Origin of the sequence: Streptomyces curacoi (genome assembly GCF_001513975.1) — a bacterium.
Classification (GTDB): Bacteria; Actinomycetota; Actinomycetes; order Streptomycetales; family Streptomycetaceae; genus Streptomyces; species Streptomyces curacoi.
Genome location: NZ_KQ947987.1, coordinates 497,899 through 519,569, shown reverse-complemented (window position 1 = coordinate 519,569; position 21,671 = coordinate 497,899). Strand labels below are relative to the sequence as shown.

18 protein-coding genes are annotated in these 21,671 nt (G+C 73.0%); all 18 read left to right on the top strand.

The window, feature by feature from the left end:
• The first annotated feature begins 38 nt into the window (after positions 1-38).
• The 18 genes from AQI70_RS15745 (at position 39) to AQI70_RS15660 (ending at position 21,496) form a co-directional block, all read left to right on the top strand.
• Positions 39-1,328, top strand: a complete 1,290-nt coding sequence (locus AQI70_RS15745) for a GAF domain-containing protein (RefSeq protein ID WP_062149473.1) — start codon at positions 39-41, stop codon at positions 1,326-1,328.
• 146 nt (positions 1,329-1,474) lie between these two features.
• Positions 1,475-2,764: a hypothetical protein gene (locus AQI70_RS15740; RefSeq protein WP_062149470.1), complete on the top strand. Its 1,290-nt coding sequence runs from the start codon at positions 1,475-1,477 to the stop codon at positions 2,762-2,764.
• 83 nt (positions 2,765-2,847) lie between these two features.
• The gene (locus AQI70_RS15735) at positions 2,848-3,420 is read left to right on the top strand and encodes a GNAT family N-acetyltransferase (protein ID WP_062149467.1); all 573 of its coding nucleotides are present in this window, start codon (positions 2,848-2,850) and stop codon (positions 3,418-3,420) included.
• Positions 3,421-3,546: 126 nt separating this feature from the next.
• Positions 3,547-3,630, top strand: a complete 84-nt coding sequence (locus AQI70_RS40910; protein WP_351391960.1) for a putative leader peptide — start codon at positions 3,547-3,549, stop codon at positions 3,628-3,630.
• Between the two features lie 127 nt (positions 3,631-3,757).
• A complete protein-coding gene (locus tag AQI70_RS15730; RefSeq protein ID WP_062149465.1) occupies positions 3,758-5,455 on the top strand; it encodes a nitrite/sulfite reductase in 1,698 nt (565 codons plus the stop codon).
• A complete protein-coding gene (locus AQI70_RS15725; RefSeq protein WP_003996877.1) occupies positions 5,452-5,640 on the top strand; it encodes a hypothetical protein in 189 nt (62 codons plus the stop codon). Before AQI70_RS15730 ends, AQI70_RS15725 begins: the two co-directional genes overlap by 4 nt.
• Positions 5,637-6,347: a phosphoadenylyl-sulfate reductase gene (locus tag AQI70_RS15720; RefSeq protein ID WP_062149462.1), complete on the top strand. Its 711-nt coding sequence runs from the start codon at positions 5,637-5,639 to the stop codon at positions 6,345-6,347. The genes AQI70_RS15725 and AQI70_RS15720 overlap by 4 nt, the downstream gene beginning before the upstream one ends.
• Positions 6,348-6,401: 54 nt before the next feature.
• Complete coding sequence (gene cysC / locus AQI70_RS15715) at positions 6,402-6,938, top strand: adenylyl-sulfate kinase (RefSeq protein ID WP_062150084.1); 537 nt, start codon at positions 6,402-6,404, stop codon at positions 6,936-6,938.
• Positions 6,935-7,870 carry a sulfate adenylyltransferase subunit CysD gene (gene cysD / locus AQI70_RS15710; protein WP_062149459.1) on the top strand — a complete coding sequence of 312 codons (936 nt, stop codon included), beginning with the start codon at positions 6,935-6,937 and terminating at the stop codon, positions 7,868-7,870. Before cysC ends, cysD begins: the two co-directional genes overlap by 4 nt.
• 2 nt (positions 7,871-7,872) lie before the next feature.
• On the top strand, positions 7,873-9,207 hold the full coding sequence (locus tag AQI70_RS15705) for a sulfate adenylyltransferase subunit 1 (RefSeq protein ID WP_062149456.1): 1,335 nt from the start codon (positions 7,873-7,875) through the stop codon (positions 9,205-9,207).
• Positions 9,208-9,415: 208 nt separating this feature from the next.
• A complete protein-coding gene (locus AQI70_RS15695) occupies positions 9,416-10,519 on the top strand; it encodes an aliphatic sulfonate ABC transporter substrate-binding protein (protein WP_062149453.1) in 1,104 nt (367 codons plus the stop codon).
• A gap of 37 nt (positions 10,520-10,556) precedes the next feature.
• Positions 10,557-11,345, top strand: a complete 789-nt coding sequence (locus AQI70_RS15690; RefSeq protein WP_062149450.1) for an ABC transporter ATP-binding protein — start codon at positions 10,557-10,559, stop codon at positions 11,343-11,345.
• Entirely contained in the window at positions 11,332-12,225 is an 894-nt protein-coding gene (locus tag AQI70_RS15685) for an ABC transporter permease (protein WP_062149447.1), read from the top strand. Before AQI70_RS15690 ends, AQI70_RS15685 begins: the two co-directional genes overlap by 14 nt.
• A gap of 6 nt (positions 12,226-12,231) precedes the next feature.
• Positions 12,232-12,972, top strand: coding sequence for a sirohydrochlorin chelatase (locus AQI70_RS15680; protein ID WP_062149443.1), 741 nt, complete (start codon positions 12,232-12,234; stop codon positions 12,970-12,972).
• A gap of 522 nt (positions 12,973-13,494) precedes the next feature.
• Positions 13,495-15,699 (top strand): hypothetical protein, encoded by a 2,205-nt coding sequence (locus tag AQI70_RS15675; RefSeq protein ID WP_062149440.1) that lies wholly within the window; start codon positions 13,495-13,497, stop codon positions 15,697-15,699.
• A gap of 3 nt (positions 15,700-15,702) precedes the next feature.
• Positions 15,703-16,965, top strand: a complete 1,263-nt coding sequence (locus tag AQI70_RS15670; protein ID WP_062149437.1) for a TRAFAC clade GTPase domain-containing protein — start codon at positions 15,703-15,705, stop codon at positions 16,963-16,965.
• Positions 16,962-19,841, top strand: coding sequence for a GTPase-associated protein 1-related protein (locus AQI70_RS15665; RefSeq protein WP_062149433.1), 2,880 nt, complete (start codon positions 16,962-16,964; stop codon positions 19,839-19,841). The genes AQI70_RS15670 and AQI70_RS15665 overlap by 4 nt, the downstream gene beginning before the upstream one ends.
• Positions 19,838-21,496: a TRAFAC clade GTPase domain-containing protein gene (locus AQI70_RS15660; RefSeq protein WP_244181647.1), complete on the top strand. Its 1,659-nt coding sequence runs from the start codon at positions 19,838-19,840 to the stop codon at positions 21,494-21,496. Before AQI70_RS15665 ends, AQI70_RS15660 begins: the two co-directional genes overlap by 4 nt.
• Positions 21,497-21,671 lie beyond the last annotated feature (175 nt).

Here is a 21,671-nt window from a genome sequence, read left to right as displayed (position 1 = left end):
TGAGGACGAGTCCGGACAGTCTTCCCCGGGAGGGACCAGTGGCGCTCTCGCCGACAGACGTGACGCACCTCGCCGCCGTGGACGCGGCGCGTGCGGCGCGAGTACTCAGCGAGGTCCGCTCCGCCACGCTCTCCGGACAGCGCGCGCCCGTCGCCCCGCGCCCCGTGATCGAGCAGTCCTGGGGGCGCCTGCTGCGCAGCGGTGTGGATCCGGACCACGACTTCCGGTCCGGGCTGCTGTCCCGGGAGGAGGTGCAGCGGCGCCGGGAGACCACCGCGCTCAGACATGTGCTGCCGGTGCTGCGGGAGGGGCTGCTGTCGGTCGCGGACGTCGCCCACCACATCATGGTCGTCGCCGACGACGAGGGCCGGGTGCTGTGGCGGGAGGGCAACTCCTCGGTGCTGCGCAAGGCCGACGGGCTCGGGTTCGAACTCGGCGCCGACTGGCGGGAGAGCGTCGTCGGCACCAACGGTGTCGGCACCCCGGCCGTGGTGCGCCGACCGGTGCAGGTCTTCGCCTCCGAGCACTTCCAGCGCTCGCAGACCTCCTGGACCTGTACCGGCGCCCCCATCACGGATCCGCGGGACGGCCGGCTGATCGGCGTGGTGGATGTCAGCGGGCCGCTGGAGACCATGCACCCGGCCACGCTCGCCTGGGTCGACTCGGTGGCCAAACTCGCCGAGGCCCGGCTGCGCGAAGTGCATCTGGCCTCGCTGGAGCGGCTGCGCGCGGTGGCGGCGCCGGTGCTGGCCCGGATCGCCGGGCGGGCCCTGGTGGTGGACCGGGACGGCTGGACCGCCGCGGTGACCGGGATGCCGTACCAGAACCGGATCGCGCTGCCCAAGTCCCTGGCGCCGGGCCGACGGTGGCTGCCGCCGCTCGGCCCGTGCTCGGTGGAGCCGCTGGCGGGCGGCTGGCTGCTGCGGCCCGCCGACGAGCCGGTGCCGGTCGGGGCGACGCGGATCGTGCTGGATCTGAGGCAGCCGCGCCGCTGGTCGGTGACCGTCTCCGGCAGCGCGGGCTCCTGGAGCCATGAACTGAGCCCCCGGCACGCCGAGTTGATGTATCTGCTGGCCCTGCACCGCACGGGCCGCAGTGCGGCGGGGCTGGCCGAGGACGTGTTCGGCGACGCGGGCCGTACGGTGACGGTGCGGGCCGAGATGTCGCGGGTACGGCGCTATCTCGGGGCGTTTCTGGAGCATCGGCCCTACCGTTTCCGCGAGGACGCGGAGGTCGAGGTGCTGCTGCCGGACGACCCGCACGATCTGCTGCCGCACTCGACGGCGCCCGCGGTGACGCGGGGGCGGATGTCGGCAGAGGCGTTCTGAGCCAGAGTGGCATCTTCCGCATATTTGCAGGGTCTTAGTCCGCAAGCGGGCCCAACTGCCGTAGCATCTCTCTACGAGCCACCCCACCTGCTCCTTTGGTCAACGCACGGACCAATGGCCGCAGTTGGCTCGCCTCGGGAGGTTTGATGAAGCACCGCGGCAGACACCGTCGACGCAAGCAGGGGCGCGCGGCGCGCGCGTTCCTGGCCGGAACCGCACTCGCGCTCACCGCCGCCGCCACGATGATCAGCGCCTCACAGGCCACGGACGGTGACGACCCCGGGGCGCTGACGCCTCTCACCAGGGCCGCCGAGGCCCGCGCCCTGCGACTGCAGGAGCAGCCGGTCCCGCAGGCCACGCTCGACGAGCTCGCTTCCGGGATGGGCAAGCCGGTCGGTGTCCGCGCCGTCCTCGAAAGCGCCGACCGGAGCATGCGTGACCTGGCCGGCTGCACGGCCGACGAGCGCACGGCGCTGCCGGTCGCGCCGGCCGCCACGCGCGCGTACTGCTGGGACGCCGCCGACACCCGGGCCTGGCGGGCGGGCGCGGTCACCACCTCGGGGGACGCCGACGACGACGGCTGGTGGAGCGACAACCGGGTGATCCTCTCCGGCTGGAGCCAGGGCACCGCAGGCCGGGGCCTCGCCCGGGTCGCCTTCGTCGACGCCAACGACCCGGACCACCTCAGGTACACGTCGGCGCTCCTGGTCGTCCCGGTGGACGGCGGGCGGAACTACCGCGCCCTGACGTCCCGCCTCTCCGGGATGGTCTGGTACCAGGACAAACTGCTGGTCACCGCCGCCGACGGGCTGTACGTGTACGACATGGACCGCGTCCAGCGCACCACGGTCGACAGCGCCGCGGTGGGCCGGGTCGGACAGGGCTGGTCGGCGCACGGCTACCGCTTCGTCCTGCCGGCCGTCGGCTCCTACCGCCTGAGCGGCGGCAGCGCCGCCCCGCGCCTCGGCGGTATCTCCCTGGACCGCAGCACGACGCCCGACAGCCTGGTCGCGAGCGAGCGGACCCCGGCCGGCAGCGACCGGCCGGCCCGCCTGTGGCGCTACGACTTCGACACGGACCCGGCCCGCACCGGCCTGCCGGCCATCGACGCCACCGGATCCGCGCACCCGGTGGAGGTGTACGAGACGGAGGCCTCCGGCATCGAGGGCGTCCTGTCGCACCGGGCCACCGGCACGGCACGCTCCGAGTGGTACCTGAGCCGCGCCCCGGGCGCCACGGACCGGCACGGCAGCCTGTGGCGCCAGGACACCGACGGCGCCGAGGCGACCCGCTGCGGTTCGCAGGGGGCCCCGCGCTGCTGGGGCATGCGGGCCGGCCCCCTCTCGTACTGGGAGGCGACCGGCGAGGTCTGGTCCCAGTCGGGCCGGACGCTGTTCGCCGTGCCGTTGGCGTCGATCGACAGGGCGCTGGGATAGCCGCCGAGTATCGGCGGCCGGGGCCGGCTGTCCATGTGGCCGCCGATCGACAGATCGGCCATACGGATGGTTCCCTGGCCGCCATGACCAACATGCCCGTGACCACCTGGTCCCTGGAACAGACCGCGCCCACCGACCTCCTCCCGGCCCAGGCCCCGCAGGGCGACGTCCGGATCGTCCGGTCCGAGGTGCCCTCGCCCGAGTTCAGCCGGTTCCTGTACGCGTCCGTCGGCGGGGACATCCAGTGGATCGACCGGCTCGGCTGGACGTACGCGCAGTGGCTGGAACATCTGGAGCGGCCCGGGGTGGAGACGTGGGTCGCCTATGAGCGGGGGACGCCGGCCGGGTATGTGGAGCTGGACCCGCAGGACGACGGGGTCGTGGAGATCGTCTACTTCGGCCTGATTCCGGCCTTCCGCGGACACCGCATCGGCGGGCATCTGCTGTCGTACGGCACCGCCCGCGCCTGGGACCTCGCGGACCGCTGGCCGGGGCTGGCGCAGACGAAGCGGGTGTGGCTGCATACCTGCAGCAAGGACGGGGAGCACGCCATGGACAACTACCTGCGACGGGGCTTCAGGCTCTTCGACACCAAGGTCGAGGAGGAGGCCGTCGTGGCCGCGCCCGGTCCGTGGCCGGGGGCGTACCCTGGCTGACCTGGGGAGAAACGACCCGATCCGGTCATGTGACCGACGACACCCTTGTCTCGCTCTTCGGGACAAGGGTGTCCGCATAATGGACGAAGCTGGACTGTGTCCAGATCGCCGTGACACGCTTCCGTCATGCCTGGAACTGGAATTGCCTTGGTGAGTCGGCGGCACGTCGACCTCGGCCGCATGTCCAGCGCCATCTGTCCGGTGCGCTGACAGCTCTCCAGCGCCCGACCTCTCCCTCTTCTCGCTTTATTCCCGCGCAATGTCGCGCACGTATGCCCATGCGCCCGAACGCGCAGGTCAGAGCCGATTTCCGCCTGTCCCGAAGGACGTAACAACCATGGCCGCCACCCCGCAGAAGCCTGCCGCCGCGACTCCCCGCCGCAAGGTGAGCCGTCACCGCGGCGAGGGTCAGTGGGCCGCGGGGCACTTCACCCCGCTCAACGGCAACGAACAGTTCAAGAAGGACGACGACGGTCTCAATGTGCGGACACGCATTGAGACGATCTACTCCAAGCGGGGCTTCGACTCCATCGACCCGAACGATCTGCGCGGCCGTATGCGCTGGTGGGGGCTGTACACCCAGCGCCGTCCCGGGATCGACGGCGGCAAGACGGCCATTCTGGAGCCGGAGGAGCTGGACGACTCCTACTTCATGCTGCGGGTGCGGATCGACGGCGGCCGGCTGACCACGCGGCAGCTGCGCGTCATCGGCGAGATCTCGCAGGAGTTCGCCCGCGGCACCGCCGACATCACCGACCGGCAGAACGTCCAGTACCACTGGATCCGGATCGAGGACGTGCCCGAGATCTGGGACCGGCTGGAGGCGGTCGGTCTGTCCACCACCGAGGCCTGCGGTGACACGCCCCGCGTGATCCTCGGCTCGCCCGTCGCCGGTATCGCCGCCGACGAGATCATCGACGGCACCCCGGCCATCGAGGAGATCCACCGCCGGATCATCGGCAACAAGGCCTTCTCGAACCTGCCCCGCAAGTTCAAGTCCGCGATCTCCGGCTCGCCGCTGCTCGACGTGGCGCACGAGATCAACGACGTCGCCTTCGTCGGCGTGAACCACCCCGAGCACGGCCCCGGCTTCGACGTCTGGGTCGGCGGCGGCCTGTCCACCAACCCCAAGATCGGCGTCCGGCTCGGCGCCTGGGTGCCGCTGGACGAGGTGCCGGACGTGTACGAGGGCGTCATCTCGATCTTCCGCGACTACGGCTACCGGCGCCTGCGTACGCGCGCCCGCCTGAAGTTCCTGGTCGCCGACTGGGGCGCGGAGAAGTTCCGGCAGGTGCTGGAGGACGAGTACCTCAAGCGGAAGCTCGTCGACGGCCCCGCCCCCGCCCAGCCGGTGGAGCGCTGGCGCGACCACGTCGGCGTGCACCGGCAGAACGACGGCCGTTACTACGTCGGTTTCGCCCCGCGCGTCGGCCGCGTCGACGGCGCCACGCTCACGAAGATCGCCGAGCTGGCGGAGGCGCACGGCTCCGGGCGGGTCCGCACCACCGTCGAGCAGAAGATGATCATCCTCGATGTCGAGGAGGCGCAGGTCGAGTCACTGACCGAGGCCCTGGAGGCCCTGGACCTGACCACCAGGCCCTCCGCCTTCCGGCGCGGCACCATGGCCTGCACCGGCATCGAGTACTGCAAGCTCGCCATCGTCGAGACCAAGGCGCGCGGCGCCTCGCTGATCGACGAGCTGGAGCGCCGGATCCCGGACTTCGACGAGCCGATCACCATCAACATCAACGGCTGCCCGAACGCCTGCGCCCGTATCCAGGTGGCGGACATCGGTCTCAAGGGGCAGCTGGTCCTGGACGACAACGGCGAGCAGGTCGAGGGCTTCCAGGTGCACCTGGGCGGCGCGCTCGGTCTGGAGGCCGGGTTCGGGCGCAAGGTGCGTGGCCTGAAGGTCACCTCCGAGGAGCTGCCCGACTACGTCGAGCGCGTGCTGAAGCGGTTCCAGGCCGAGCGCGAGGACGGCGAGCGGTTCGCCACCTGGGCGGCGCGTGCCAGCGAGGAGGCCCTCTCATGAGCGAGCGGGCCGCCCCCTTCTACTGCCCCTACTGCGGTGACGAGGACCTTCGGCCGAGCGAGGCCGGCGAAGGCAGCCACGGCGCCTGGGAATGCGCGGCGTGCAACCGCGCATTCCAGCTGAAGTTCCTCGGGCTGCTGGCCCGGGGCCTTCGGCAGACCACGACGGGAGGGCACGAGATATGACGGCGCTTCAGCAAGAGCGCACGACCGAGGATCTCAAGGCGCTCGCCGAGCAGGCGGGCCGCGACCTGGAGGACGCCTCCGCGCTGGAGATCCTCCAGTGGGCCGTCGACACGTTCGGCAAGCGCTTCTGTGTGACCTCCTCGATGGAGGACGCGGTGGTCGCCCACCTCGCCTCCCGCGCGATGCCCGGCGTGGACGTCGTGTTCCTCGACACCGGCTACCACTTCGAGGAGACCATCGGCACCCGCGACGCGGTCGAGGCCGTGATGGACGTCAACGTCATCACCCTCACCCCGCGCCAGACCGTCGCCGAGCAGGACGCGGAGTACGGCCCCAGGCTGCACGACCGCGACCCCGATCTGTGCTGCAAGCTGCGCAAGGTCGAGCCGCTGGAGCGGGGCCTGAAGGGCTACCTGGCCTGGGCGACCGGTCTGCGCCGCGACGAGTCCCCGACCCGGGCGAACACCCCGGTCGTCGGCTGGGACGAGAAGCGGCAGAAGGTCAAGGTCTCCCCGATCGCCCGCTGGACCCAGGACGACGTGGACGCGTACGTCACCGAGCACGGCGTCCTCACCAACCCGCTGCTGATGGACGGCTACGCCTCGGTCGGCTGCGCCCCCTGCACCCGCCGGGTCCTTGAGGGCGAGGACGCACGCGCCGGCCGCTGGGCGGGCCGCGCCAAGACCGAGTGCGGACTGCACGGCTGACCCATGACCGACTCTTCTGCGTTTCCCGCGCCTTCTGCGAATTTGGAGAACCACGTGACGAGCGGAGCCACCGTCTGGCTCACGGGTCTGCCGAGCGCCGGCAAGACCACCATCGCCCACGAGCTGGCCGGCCGGCTCCGCGAGGAGGGCCACCGCGTCGAGGTGCTCGACGGCGACGAGATCCGCGAGTTCATCTCGGCGGGCCTCGGCTTCAGCCGCGAGGACCGGCACACCAACGTGCAGCGCATCGGCTTCGTCGCCGAACTGCTCGCCCGCAACGGCGTGCTGGCCCTCGTCCCGGTCATCGCGCCGTACACGGACAGCCGCGACGCGGTGCGCAAGCGGCACCAGCAGAATGGCACGCCGTACGTGGAGATCCACGTGGCGACCCCCGTCGAGGTGTGCTCCGTACGCGATGTGAAGGGTCTGTACGCCAAGCAGGCCGCGGGCGAGCTCACCGGCCTGACCGGGGTCGACGACCCGTACGAGGAGCCCGAGTCGCCCGATCTGCGCATCGAGTCCCAGAACCAGACCGTGCAGGAGTCCGCGGCGTCGGTGTACGCCCTGCTCACCGAAAGGGGACTGGCATGACGACCGTCGCCACGCTGGAGGAGGGTACGGACTCCCCGTACGCCCTCTCGCACCTGGACGCCCTGGAGTCCGAGGCGGTGCACATCTTCCGCGAGGTCGCGGGCGAGTTCGAGCGGCCGGTGATCCTGTTCTCCGGCGGCAAGGACTCGATCGTCATGCTGCACCTCGCGCTGAAGGCGTTCGCGCCCGCGCCGGTGCCGTTCGCGCTGCTGCACGTGGACACCGGGCACAACTTCCCCGAGGTCATCGACTACCGGGACCGTACGGTCGCCAAGCACAACCTGCGGCTGCATGTCGCGTCCGTGCAGGACTACATCGACCGGGGAGTGCTCAAGGAGCGCCCGGACGGCACCCGTAACCCGCTGCAGACGCTGCCGCTGACCGAGAAGATCCAGAGCGAGAAGTTCGACGCGGTCTTCGGCGGTGGCCGTCGCGACGAGGAGAAGGCACGCGCCAAGGAGCGGGTGTTCTCCCTGCGGGACGAGTTCTCGCAGTGGGACCCGCGCCGGCAGCGGCCCGAGCTGTGGAACCTGTACAACGGCCGCCACGCGCCCGGCGAGCACGTCCGGGTGTTCCCGCTGTCCAACTGGACCGAGCTGGACGTCTGGCAGTACATCGCCCGCGAGGGCATCGAGCTGCCGGAGATCTACTTCGCGCACGAGCGCGAGGTGTTCAAGCGCAGCGGCATGTGGCTGACCGCCGGTGAGTGGGGCGGGCCGAAGGACGGCGAGACCGTCGAGAAGCGGCTCGTCCGCTACCGGACCGTGGGTGACATGTCCTGCACCGGTGCCGTCGACTCCGACGCGGTGACCCTGGAGCAGGTCATCACCGAGATCGCCGCCTCCCGGCTCACCGAGCGCGGCGCCACCCGCGCCGACGACAAGCTCTCCGAGGCCGCGATGGAAGACCGCAAGCGCGAGGGGTACTTCTAAGCATGAGCACGATCACGACCGAGGAGCTCTCGGCCACCACCCTGCTGCGGTTCGCCACCGCGGGCTCCGTCGACGACGGCAAGTCCACCCTCGTCGGCCGGCTGCTGCACGACTCAAAGTCGATCCTCACCGACCAGCTGGAGGCCGTGGAGCGCGCCTCGGCCAGCCGCGGCCAGGACGCCCCCGACCTCGCGCTGCTGACGGACGGTCTGCGGGCCGAGCGGGAGCAGGGCATCACGATCGACGTGGCGTACCGCTACTTCGCCACGCCCCGGCGCCGGTTCATCCTCGCCGACACCCCGGGCCATGTGCAGTACACGCGGAACATGGTCACCGGCGCGTCGACGGCCGAGCTGACGGTGATCCTCGTCGACGCCCGCAACGGCGTCGTCGAGCAGACCCGCCGGCACGCCGCGATCGCCGCGCTGCTGCGGGTGCCGCATGTCGTTCTCGCCGTGAACAAGATGGACCTGGTCGACTACCAGGAGTCCGTGTTCGCCGCGATCGCCGAGGAGTTCACGGCGTACGCGCTCGAACTGGGCGTCCCGGAGATCACCGCGATCCCGATCTCGGCGCTGGCCGGCGACAACGTGGTGGACCCGTCCGCGAACATGGACTGGTACGGCGGGCCGACCTTCCTGGAGCACCTGGAGACGGTCCCCGTCAGCCACGACCTGAGCCACTGCCACGCCCGGCTGCCCGTGCAGTACGTGATCCGCCCGCAGACCGCCGAGCACCCCGACTACCGGGGTTACGCCGGTCAGATCGCGGCCGGTTCCTTCCGCGTCGGCGAGTCGGTGACCGTGCTGCCCTCGGGCCGCACGTCGAAGATCTCCGGCATCGACCTGCTGGGCAAGCCGGTCGACGTCGCCTGGACCACCCAGTCGGTGACCGTCCTGCTGGAGGACGACATCGACATCTCGCGCGGCGACCTGATCGTGCCGACCAAGGACGCGCCCGCGACCACGCAGGACATCGAGGCGACCGTCTGCCATGTCGCCGACGCCCCGCTGACCGTCGGCCACCGCGTGCTGCTCAAGCACGGCACCCGCACGGTCAAGGCGATCGTCAAGGACATCCCCTCCCGGCTCACGCTCGACGACCTGTCCCTGCACCCGCACCCGGGACAGCTCGTCGCCAACGACATCGGCCGGGTGAAGATCCGCACCGCCGAGCCGCTGCCGGTCGACTCCTACGCCGACTCCCGCCGCACCGGCTCCTTCATCCTCATCGACCCCAGCAACGGCACCACGCTCACCGCGGGCATGGTCGGCGAGTCGTTCGCCTCGCCGGAGCCGGTCAAGAACGAGGCCGAGGACGACGGGTGGGACTTCTGAGATGAAGGCCCACGACTACTACTCCACGTTCGCGAAGGAGGGCGGCCGCGTCGGCAGCGGCGCCCTCGGGAGCGGGCAGGGCGGAGTGCCGCGATGTGTGCGCTGACCCGCGCGCACCGCATGCGCGCCGCTCCGCACCGACCTGCCGACTCCCCGGCCACGACCTGGTAAGGGCGTGAGAGCCGGGCCACCGAGAGGAACACCTCCCGTGCCTGCCACATCCGCCCTGCGCCGGACGCTCGCCGTCCTGGTCTCGCTTCCGCTGCTCGCCCTCGCGGCCTGCGGCTACGGCTCCCAGGCCCAGGAGAACACCGAGCAGGCCATCGCCGGGGCGGCCAAGGTCGACGGCCTGGACTCCGTGAGGATCGGTTACTTCGGGAACCTGACTCACGCCACGGCGCTGGTCGGCCGGCACGAGAGGCTGTTCCAGAAGGAGCTGGGCGGCACCAAGGCGGAGTACGCCACGTTCAACGCCGGTCCCTCGGAGATCGAGGCGCTGAACTCCGGTTCCATCGACATCGGCTGGATCGGCCCCTCCCCCGCCGTCAACGGCTACGTCAAGGCGAACGGCAAGAACCTGCGGATCATCTCCGGTTCGGCCTCGGGCGGTGTGAAGCTCGTCGTCGACCCGGAGAAGATCAAGTCCCTGAAGGACGTCAAGGGCAAGAGGATCGCCACCCCGCAGCTCGGCAACACCCAGGACGTGGCGTTCCTCAACTGGATCGCCGAGCAGGGCTGGAAGGTCGACGCGGAGAGCGGCAAGGGTGACGTGTCGGTGGTCCGTACCGACAACAAGATCACCCCGGACGCCTACAAGTCCGGCTCGATCGACGGGGCGTGGGTGCCCGAGCCGACCGCGTCCAAGCTGGTCGCCGAGGGCGCGAAGGTGCTCCTCGACGAGGCCGACCTGTGGCCCGACAAGAAGTTCGTGATCACGAACATCGTCGTGCGCCAGGCGTTCCTGAAGAAGCACCCGGACGTCGTCGAGGCGGTCCTGCGCGGCTCGGTGAAGACCAACGAGTGGATCAACGCCCACCCGGACCAGGCCAAGGCCGCGGCGAACGCCCAGCTGAAGGCCGACACCGGCAAGGCGCTGCCGGCCGACGTGCTCGACCCGGCATGGCGGTCCATCCAGGTCACGGACGACCCGCTGGCCGCCACGCTGCGCACCCAGGCCGAGCACGCGGTCAAGGTGGGGCTGCTGGAGGAGCCCGACCTGAAGGGCATCTACGACCTCGCACCGCTGAACAAGGTCCTCAAGGCCGAGGGCGAACCCACGGTCGACGACGCCGGTCTCGGCGCCGGCTCGTAAGCACGGATCCCCGATGAGTTCCCAGGAGGTGACGACCATGGCAACAGCCCTCGCCAAGGCCGCCGACACGGATGCGTCCGTGGAGCACGCCGCGCGCATCGACCACGTCTCGAAGTCCTTCGCCGGCCCCGCCGGACAGCAGCTCGTCCTCGACGACATCACGCTCGATGTCGCACCCGGCGAGTTCGTCACCCTCCTCGGGGCGTCCGGCTGCGGCAAGTCGACGCTGCTGAACCTGGTGGCCGGGCTGGACCGGCCCAGCGCGGGCAGCATCACGACCGACGGCCGCCCGGCGCTGATGTTCCAGGAGCATGCCCTCTTCCCGTGGCTGACCGCGGGCAAGAACATCGAACTCGCCCTCAAGCTCCGGGGCGTACCCAAGACTGAGCGGCGCGAGCGGGCCGAGGAGCTCCTCGAACTCGTGCGGCTGAAGGGCGCGTACGGCAAGCGGGTGCACGAGTTGTCCGGCGGTATGCGGCAGCGGGTCGCCATGGCCCGGGCGCTCGCCCAGGACAGCAAGCTGCTGCTGATGGACGAGCCGTTCGCCGCGCTGGACGCGATCACGCGGGACGTGCTGCACGACGAGCTGACCCGGATCTGGCGCGAGACGCAGCTGTCGGTCCTGTTCGTCACGCACAACGTGCGCGAGGCGGTGCGGTTGGCGCAGCGCGTCGTGCTGCTGTCCTCCCGCCCGGGCCGTGTCGCGCGGGAGTGGACCGTGGACATCCCGCAGCCGCGCCGCATCGAGGACGCCGCGGTGGCGGAGCTGTCCCGGGAGATCACCGAAGAACTGCGTGGGGAGATCCGCCGTCATGGCCAGCACTGAGACGACCGCCGCCAAGGACGGCAACGATCTCGCCGGACTCGAAGCGGGCCTGGACGCCCTGGAGACGGTCCAGTCGAGCCGTACACCGTTCCGGCGGACCCTGACCCAGAAGGTCCTGCCGCCGATCGTCGCCATCGCCCTGGTACTGGGGATCTGGCAGATACTGGTGTCCACGGGAGTCGCCGGCGACCCGACCAAGCTGCCCTCGCCGTCCGACGTATGGGGCGAGCTGCGCGAGTCCTGGCTCCAGGGCACGCTCCACGAGTACATCTGGACGTCCGTCTCGCGCGGCCTGCTCGGCTTCCTGCTGGCGCTGGCCATCGGTACGCCGCTCGGTCTGGTGGTGGCGCGCGTGAGGTTCGTGCGTGCGGCGATCGGTCCGATCCTGTCCGGGCTGCAGTCCCTGCCGTCCGTCGCGTGGGTGCCGCCGGCCGTGATCTGGCTGGGCCTGAACGACAGCATGATGTACGCGGTGATCCTGCTCGGCGCGGTCCCCTCGATCGCCAACGGTCTGGTGTCCGGCGTCGACCAGGTGCCGCCGCTGTTCCTGCGCGCGGGCCGCACACTGGGCGCGACGGGTCTGAAGGGCACCTGGCACATCGTCATGCCGGCCGCGCTGCCCGGCTATCTGGCGGGGCTGAAGCAGGGCTGGGCCTTCTCGTGGCGCTCGCTGATGGCAGCGGAGATCATCGCGTCCTCCCCCGACCTGGGTGTGGGCCTCGGCCAGCTGCTGGAGAACGGCCGCCAGACCAGTTCCATGTCCATGGTCTTCTTCGCGATCCTGCTCATCCTGATCGTCGGCATCGCCATCGACCTGCTGATCTTCAGCCCGCTGGAGCGGTGGGTGCTGCGCAGCCGCGGTCTGCTGGCAAGGAGCTGAAGTCTCGTGTTCACCAAGCCGGTTCTGCTCGTCATCGCCCATGGCAGCCGCGACCCGCGGCATGCCGCGACGGTGCACGCCCTGGTGCGCCGGGTGCGCTCGCTGCGGCCGGACGTACGGGTGGAGACCGGCTTCCTGGACTTCAACATCCCCTCCGTGCAGGGGGTGCTGGAATCCCTGGCCGCGGAGGGCGTCCGCGACGTGGTGGCGCTGCCGCTGTTGCTGACGCGCGCCTTCCACGCGAAGGCCGACATCCCCGCCGTACTGCGGGACGCGCCGCCGCAGCTGCGGATCCGGCAGGCGGAGGTGCTGGGGCCGGCGCCGCTGCTGCTGTCGGCCCTGGAGCGGCGTTTGTACGAGGCGGGGTTGACGCCCGCCGACAAGTCCTCGACCGGGGTCGTGCTGGCCTCGGCGGGGTCCACTGACCCGGAGGCGATCGCAGTGATCGCAGAAATCGCGCGGGAGTGGCGGCAAACCGGTTGGTGTGCCGTGCGGCCTGCGTTCGCCTCCGCATCTCTTCCCCGCACCGAGGACGCGGTGCGCGAGCTACGGGCTCTCGGCTGCGCACGGGTGGCCGTGGCGCCGTACGTCCTGGCTCCCGGCTTCCTTCCGGACCGCATCGCGCGGGGCGCGGCCGAGGCGGACGTGCTGGCGGATGTGCTGGGGGCGGCGCCCGAGGTGGCGCGGGTGCTGCTGGAGCGGTACGAGGCGGCGGGGGTGCCGGTGTTGGCGGCCGTCGGAGCGTGACGGTGCCTCCGGCGGTGGGATTGCGGGTGCGGGTGCGGGTGCGATGCCTGCGGCGGCCTGCGCGGGTGGGGTGGGGGTGCGCGTAGCGCCTGCGGTCGGTTGTGGGTCGGGGCCGCGCCGGGGGGTGTCCGTCCTCGGACCGGCGGCCCCCTTAGGCCAAGAGGTGCCGCGTGTTGACGCCGGCCACTGCGGGCGGACACCCCCCGACACGTCCCCTTCCCGCCGTACGCGACTGCGGGCCCGCGGGGGCACGCGCCCCATCGCCGCGTCGGCCCAGCACGCGTAGCTGCGGGCAGTCGTGCCGCTGGGGCGGCACGGGTGGGCGCTGGGGGTACCCCCTGCTCGAAGAGCTTGGGGGAGGCACCCCGTCAGCGCCGGGCCGCGCGACCCACCCCCGGCCAACGCGGTAGCCGGATCGCGGCCCTGGTCAGGCCCCGCTTCGATTCGGGGAAAACCGCCTCCCCCGGCTCGGGGATCTGCTGGGATGGTCCCTCGAAGAGCTAGCGGGGGAGAGCGGCGCACGTGGCTGGACGGGAGTTCGGGCATCACCTGGGGCTGCCGCGAGCGCTGTCCGGGCTGCCGTTGAGCCCGCTGGTGACCGGTTACCGCGAGCTCGCCGCAGCCCAGCACGCGGCCGGGTTACGGCACCTGGGCGAGGCGCTGCTGCCGCCGGGCGGCTCCGGGTTACGTGTCCTCGACGGGCTGTTCGTACCGTCCGGGCCGCGTGGCCGGCGGCGGGTGGACGGCGCGCTGCTGGACGGCCTCGCCCGCGCCGCCACTCCGACGGCGTCCCTCGTGGGGCTGCTGGCCGAGTTGCACCGCCGCGATCCGCAGGCGCCGCGCAGGGTCGTGCTGTATCAGCTGATCGGCCTGCTGCAGGACCGACCCCGGGACGAACGCCCGCGTGCCGCCGTCGAGTTGGGGGTGCATCCGGACGAGGTGGCCGGCCTGGTGGCGGCGGCCCGGCTGCGGCCCGCCCTCACCCGGCACCAGCGCGAGGCCGCCGAGTCTCTCGCCGACGCCTGGGAACGGCACCGGCTGCACCGGGTGCGCGCCCTGCTGGAGCGGCTCCCGCACCACGGCACCGACCCGGCCCTGGAGGCGCTGCGCGGCGCGCTGACCGCTCGGTTGGCCACCGTGGAGGCGGCCCTGCGTGCGGCGCGGGAGGCCGAGGGCCGAGGGGACGGCGAGCGGGCGTCCGAGGAGTGGCTGCGGGCGCTGCACGAGGCCGCCGACGACCGACGGGCCCTGCGCGGTCTGGTTCGCCGGCACGGGCCGGGGTCCGGGCGGTGGGGTTCGATCGATGTGGAACTCGGCGCAGGGTGCGTCGAGTTGAGCTGGCCGGAGGCGGACTCCGGGGGCGGTGACGACTGGCTGCTGCTGTGTCTGTACCGCGACGAGAAGGGCGCGCCGAAGGTCCGGGAGGTGGCGACGCGGGAGGGCAGGGCACAGGACACCGCCGCCGCGCTCGGCTCCGCCGTTCGGTACGCCGCTCTCCCGCTGTGTGACGGACGTGTCGTGGGTCCGCCGTTCGTCTCGCGCCGGGTGCTCGTCGCCCCGGAGGTGGCGGGTCCGGCGTTCACGGACGGGCCCGCGCGGATCGAGGGCTCCTGGCGGCGGCCACCCGGGGCCGCCGAGGTGACGGTCGAGCGGACGGGGCCGGACGGCGTCGTCGAGCGACTGCCGTGCCGTGCCGACGGATTCACCGCCACCGGCCTCACGACCGGCGCCCACGCGTTTCGCGTCGTCTGCCACTACCGGGCCCCGGGCGGAGGCCTCGTCCCCTCCCCCGGCGTGCACGCCACCCGCACCGTCCACCCCTGGCCCGACCCCGTCCGCACCCTGACCGCACACCCCGACGGCACGGCACTGCGGTTCGACTGGACCGGTGCGCGGAACGCCGCGGTGCATCTGGTCCGGTGGCCAGGCGAGGTCCCGGCCCCCGGCAGCGAGCTGCGTGCCGACCGGCTGCCGGCGCGGCTCGACCGGCCTACGCGGGCCGGGGTGCTGGATCCGCCGCCCGGTGGGATCAGCCGGGTCGCCGCCGTCGCCGTACTCGGCGAGCGCGCGCTGGCCGGGCCCGTGGTCGACGTCGAGGTGCTGCGCCCCGTCACCGGACTGGCCGCCCAGCGGCTCCCGCAGGGGCAGGTCTCCGTCACGCTCGACTGGCCCGACGACGTCGGGCATCTCCTCGTCACCTGGGAGCCGTTGGAGGACGGCACGGACGCCCGTGGCACACGGACCGTCACCGTCCACGCGTACCGCCGTGGCGGACTGCGACTCCCCGTCGGCCTCGACGGCGTCCGCATCCGGGCCTCGACCGCTCCGCAGGCGCCCGGCGCCGTCGTCGTACCGGCCGCAGCCGCCGAGGTCGTAGTGCCGCCCGACACGACGATCGGTTATCAACTCGTACGCGCCTCGCGCCGGTTCCTCGGCCGCGGCCGTACCCTGCTGCGCGTCACTTTGTCCGCTCCCCGAGGACATGGCGGCGTACCCGAGTTCGTGTGCGTCGCCCGCAGCGGCACCCTCCGCCCGCGCAGCGCGACCGACGGCACCACCGTGCTGCGCATACCGGGCACCGACCTGAGCCGCCACGGCACGGTCGAGCAGGAACTGCCGGCCGTGCCCTGCCCGGCCCCTTACACCCTGCGCGGCTTCCTGCTGGGTGAGCACGCGACCGCCGTCCGCCTCGAAGAACCGTCCCCCGCGACCCTGGTGGTGCGCTGAGCCATGACGACCGTGATCTGCCCCTACTGCTTCGACCGCGCCGCCGCGGCCAAGCTGCCCTACCGCTGTCTGATGACGCCGAGCGGCGTCCGCGGCGGTACCCCCTGCGGCCCTCAACGCGACGACATATGGGCCGGGTTCATGGGCCCCAGTGTGCCGCCGGCGGCCCGGATGCGCGGGCCCGTGTTCACCGCGGCCCGCAGGATCCCCGCCCTGGGCAGCGCACTGCGCGGCGGCAGCAGCGTGCCCTGTCCCGACTGCGGGGTGCAGACGCCGGTCCGGGTGTGCCGGGCCTGTCACAGCGATCTGCCGAGCGACTACTGCGACCAGGACAGCCGCATCATCGCCCTGGTCGGGGCGAAGGCCTCCGGCAAGAGCACCTATGTGTCCGTGCTGGTCAACGAGTTGAACCAGCGCGTAGGGCAGGCCTTCCACGCCTCGCTGGCCGCGATGGGGCAGTCCACCCAGCAGCGGGACAAGGAGATGGCCGAGGACCTCTACGAGCGGCTGCGGCTGCCGGACGCCACCCGTCCGGCCGCCCTCGGCTTCAACGACCCGCTGCTGTACCGGCTCAGCCTGCCCAGACGCGGCCGGCCGGGCTCCGGTACCCGACACACGACCCTGGTGTTCTTCGACGCGGCGGGCGAGGACCTCGCGGGGGCCGAGGCGATGGACCGCTACACCCGCTATCTCAGCGCCGCGGACGGGATAGTCCTGCTCGTCGATCCGCTCCAGCTCGGCTCCGTGCGCGACCGGTTGCCCGTGCACGACGGCCCTCCGCTGCCGGTGGTGGAGACCCCGCCGCAGCAGATCGCCGCCGACCTGGCGGCCCAGCTGCGCGCCCACGGCAAGGGCGGCTCGCGCGGCCGGGTGTCCACGCCGATCGCGGTGGCCGTCACCAAGACGGACATGCTCAGGTCGCTGCTCGACCCGCACTCGCCGGTACTGCGCAACGCGCCGCACACCGACGGCCGGTTCGACGAGGACGACCGGCTCGCCGTGCACGAGGAGATCCGGTCGCTCATGGCGGACTGGGACTCGGGAGCCCTTGTGCGCCAACTGGAGCTGGACTTCGCGGAGTTGTCGCTGTTCGGACTGTCGGCGCTCGGTGCGCCGCCGCCCGCCGAGGCGCCCGCGGACGCACCGAAGTCGGGGCCGCAGCCGGTGCGGGTGGAGGACCCGCTGCTGTGGCTGCTGGCCCGCCGGGGCCTGCTGCCCGTGCGCTCCGCCACGAAGGGGCGGGCGGGGAAGGGACGTGTCAAGTGACCCTCGCCCAGCTGCACTACACATCGGCCCCGCCCGGGCCCGACGGCTCGGGGTTCCGGTTCACGGCGGTCAGTGCCGGGGTCCCGCGCGGACTGCTCAGGGAGGTTGAGCAGCTCATCGGCTACGAGCCCCCGCGCGACTTCCCGGCCCGCCCCGACGCCGAACAGCTCAAGAGCTTCCCGAAGGCCTTCGCCTTCTCCGCGCTCGCCGACGGAGGGCGGCTGCTGAGCCGCTCGGTGTACACCGGGGCGGACTACAGCGGCCGTTGGGGCAACTTCCACGCGCACGCGCTGCATATGCCGCCGGGGACGCGGCTGCCGGACGGCGCGCTGCCGATCACGGCGTGGGAGTCGCCGCGCTGGGCGGACTCCACGCCCGTCAACGGCCGGCCCGAGCCGGTCGAGCGCTTCGAGCCGTCGGGCCTGCTCCGGCGTGACGGCCTGATCGCGTTCGCCGCGTCCCGGTCCGAGCGCCTGGCGGCGTTCTTGGCCGACCTGCGGGCCTGGGTGGCGGATCCGGACGCCGCCGCCCAGATCGTCCTCGTCGAGCACGACAGCGCGGACGTCGCCCAGTGGATCGCGCTCGCCTGTGCGGTGCTGCCGCGCGAGCAGGCCCACCGGCTCACGTTCACCACGTACACCCGCCGCCCGCAGCAGGCCCGGCAGCAGATCATCGGCGTGCTGCCGTCCTCCGAGCCGGTCAGCCACGACCACCGCTACCGGGTCCACGATTGTACGGCCGGACCGTCGCCGGAGCCGGTCACGGACGTGTGGGCCCAGGTCTGCGCGCACATCTGGTGCGCCGGGCGCCCCGACCTGTTCCGCGAGACGCCCGCACAGGCCGGACCGCTGGCGGTGGCCGCGCTGGCGGCGGGGGTCGAGCTGGGCGCTCAGGGGCGTACGGCTGCGGCGCGGTGGGCGGTGGACCACGCGGGCTCGCTCTCCGACGACACGTTGGCGGCGCTGGTGGGGGCGTTGTGCGCCGGGCACGAGCCGGTCGTCGCCAGGCCCGCCCCGCCCGCCCCGGCAGGCGAGGAACACGCCGCGCTGGCCGACCTGTTGGCCCGCCTGGAGGGGCGGGTGCCGGTCGCCGTGACGGCGCCGCTCGCCGCGCGGGTGCTGACCTCGGCGGTACTGGGCCGCGGGCCGGTGCCCGCCCTGCGTGCCGGGTCGCTGACGGCACCGGCGCAGGCCGCACTGGCCCGGGATCTGGCGCCCGCGCTGCGTGCCGGTGTCGCCGACGAGCGGGAGCCGGCCGCCGGGCGTCCCCTCGCGCTGCTGCGGATCGCCGACCTGCTGGACATCGACTGCCAGGACCTGCTTCCGGAACTGGCGGCCCGGCTGGCCCGGGGGCTGGTCGCGGACCACCCGACGGCTGCGGCGGGCGGACCGGGCTCGGACGCGCCGGGCGCGGCAGGCAGGGGCGGCAGGGACATGGAGGGGTGTGCGGAGGGGCACGCGGAGGGGTATGCGGCGACCGCCGCGCCGGGGCGCTCCCCCGCTGACGGCGCGGGTCCTGCGTCGCCCGGCGCCGCGGGTCGCCACCCGGCCGACGCCTGGTGGAGCAAAGCCCCGAGCGACGGCTCCGGCAGCACACCGGCCGACAGGCCGGGCCGCCACCCCGCCGACCGCACGGTTCAGGCGCCGAGCGACGCCCCGGGCCGCCACCCGGCCGACGGCCGGTCGAGTCAAACCCCGGCCGACGGCACCGGCAGCACACCGGCCGACCGTTCAGGCGCCGCCCCCTCCGGCGGCGCGGCCGACGCACCCTCCGGCGGCTCGCCCGCGCCGTATGCGTCCGCCCTCCTCGACGCCGTGCACGACCACCCCGCCCTGCGCATCGCGCTGTTCGGCGCCCTGAACGCGCTCGCCGCGGCCGACCCGCCCGGTGTGGCGCGCAGGCTGGCCGGGGCGGGGCTCCCCGTCGGCCTGCAGCCGGGGTTCCCGCATCTGCGGATGTGCGCCACGGCGGGCGAGCCCGGCGGTGACCGGCTGGGCCGGTTCCACAGCGTCCTGCGCACCGCCGGCGTCTCGCCGCACGCCGACCCGGCGGTTCTGCGCACCGCGTTCGCTCTGGTCTGGTCCGGCGATCTGCCGACGGGCCAGGAGGCGAGCCTGCTGCTGAACGAACTGGGCTCGGACATCCACCGCGCGAGCGGTACCCGGGACCTGCTGATCGACGCCGCGCTCGCCGCGCCCCGGGACGACCACGACGTCCCTGCCCTCGCAGCCGACCTGTTGCGCTGCTTCCCCACGGAGCTGCGTCCCGGACAGCGCGCGGCCCTGCTCCTGCTGGAATTCGCCGGCCTGCTCGGCACGGAGGGCGAGGGCGAGGACTGGGTCGGCCGGGTGCTGGCGCTGCGGGACGGCGCGGCCGAGCCCGTTCCGGCGGCGGTCGTGGACCGGGTGTTCGACGCCCTCGCGTGGCGGCTCGTCAAGGGACCGGCGCCGGAGAGCGAGTTGTACGCCCTGGCCCGGTCGGCCGAGCCGGCGCTGCTGGCGGCGTACGAGCGGGCGGGGCGTTCGGACCGGGTGGGCAGCCGGCTGCGGACGGTGCCGTCGTTTGCCGCCGCCTGCTTCTGCGCCTGGAGCGCCTTCCCCGGGACCCGTACGGAGTGGGACGAGACGCGGACGGCCCTGCTGACGAAGGTGCTGCGGCCGGTCGTGCGGGCGCTGCCCGCCGAGGACGTCGCCGCGGTCGAGGAGGCCCTCGGCCGCGCGGGCCGCGGCAGGCTCGACGCGTTCCGCACCTGGAACCGCCCCGGCGCCCTGGGCCGTCTCGCCGGCCGTCTGTCCGGCCGCGGCCGACGCGGCACGGACCAGCCGCCGGTGTGGCCGGGAGACGTGGAACCGCCTGCCGAGGGGCGGCGCCGATGACTCTCGTGAACACGCTCACCCTGGCCTTCCCGCTCTTCGCCCTGCTCGGCTCGTCGCTCGCCATCGCCGTCGGCCTCTGTCTCTTCCGCCTGCTGTGGCGTTTCCTCGGCATCGGCGTCGGGGCCGTCTGGCGCGGGCTCGGGCCGTGGCAGGCGGGGCGGCCGGATCAGCGGGTGCCGGCCGTGGGTGCCGGGGAGCCCGCGCATCTCGCTTACTGGTGGCGGCAGCTGCGGGTGGACGCCGTCTCGGCCGCCGGGTACGGGATGCGGGTCATCTGGACCGCTTTCCGCGACCCCTGGATGGAGCGGTTCGTACGGAACCTGTTCCACGGGCGGCGTCCCTCGGGGGTGCGCGGCAGCTCACCGGCGTCCAGGTTTGTGCTGGCGGCGTGCTTCGGGCCCGGCTTCGCCCTGGGCGCGCTGCTCAGTGTCGTGCTCGCCACCGTCGTACTGGGCCTCGTCCATGCCGTGTTCGCCGTGCTGCTCGGCCTGGTGTGGCTCGGCTGCGCGGCGGCCGTACCGGTGCTGCGGGGTGTGGAGCGCGGGTGGCTGCTGGCGCGGGGGGTGCGCGTCAAGTGCCCCTATCCGGGCTGCTATCGCCCCGTACCGCTGGCCGTGCACCGCTGCCCGAACTGCCGGGCCGAGCATCGCGCGCTGCGGCCGGGACGGTACGGCGTGCTGTGGCACGCGTGCGCGTGCGGGCACCGGCTGCCGACGACCCGGCTCGCGGGGCGCGGGAAGCTGACCGCGCTGTGCCCGCACTGCACCCGGCCGCTGCCGGAGACGGCGGGCACCACCCGTGTGGTGCACGCCCCGCTGGTCGGCGGGACCTCGTCCGGCAAGACCATGCTGATGGCGGCGATGGTGGAGGGCCTGCACGCGTGGGCCCGGCGCGGTGACCTGACCGTCGAGTACGCCTCCGCCGAGGACCGCCGTACGGCCGTGGACCTCGGCCAGGAGCTGAAGCAGACCGGTTGGGCGCACGCCACGACCGGCGGCCAGCCGCGCGCCCTGATGCTGACCGTGACACGGGGGCGGCGGCGCCGGCTGCTGTATCTGTACGACCCGATGGGCGAGTCGGTGAGCGACGCCGAACGTGTGCGGGCCCAGCGGTACTTGGCGCACGCCGACGGTGTGGTCCTGGTCGCCGACGTCCTGGCCGACCCCAAGGTGCGCGGCAGGCTGAGTGCCGACGACGCCCGGCGGGCGGGGGCGGCCCGCCCCTCCGCGCAGGGGCCGTGGGAGACGTACCAGCGGCTGATCGGCGAGCTCGCCGCGCTGACCGGCCGGCGCGGCCGGCTGTCGGTGGCGGCGGTCGTCACCAAACGGGACGTGCTGGACCAGCTGACCTCGTTGCCCGTGGCCGGCGCGCGGATCGACACCTGGCTGGCGGAGATCGGCCTGGGCGGCCTCGTCCGCGCCCTCGGGCACGACTTCCGGTCGGCACGTTACTGGGCGGTCAGCGCCCACGCGGCCACCGGCACCGGCCCGCTGGAGCCGGAGCAGCGCAGGGCCGCCGAGCCGGTGCTGTGGCTGCTCGCGGCCTCGGGGCTGCGGACCGGGGCGCTGATCGGGCCCGGCGGCGGTGCGGGCGGCAAGGAGCGCGGGACCAGGCCGCGCGGCGGTGAGCGCGAGAAGAGGTACAGCCCGGCATGACCCAGGTGACCAAGCCGATCGGGCGTGGCCGGCGCATGGCGGCGGGCCTGTTCCTCGCCTCGCTGGTGCTGACGGGGGCCGGCCTGGCCCTGCTCGCGATGTGGCTGCTGCCCTGATCCGCGACGTACGACATCTCAACTACCGGAAAGGACAAGCTCAGTGAGTGACATTCCCG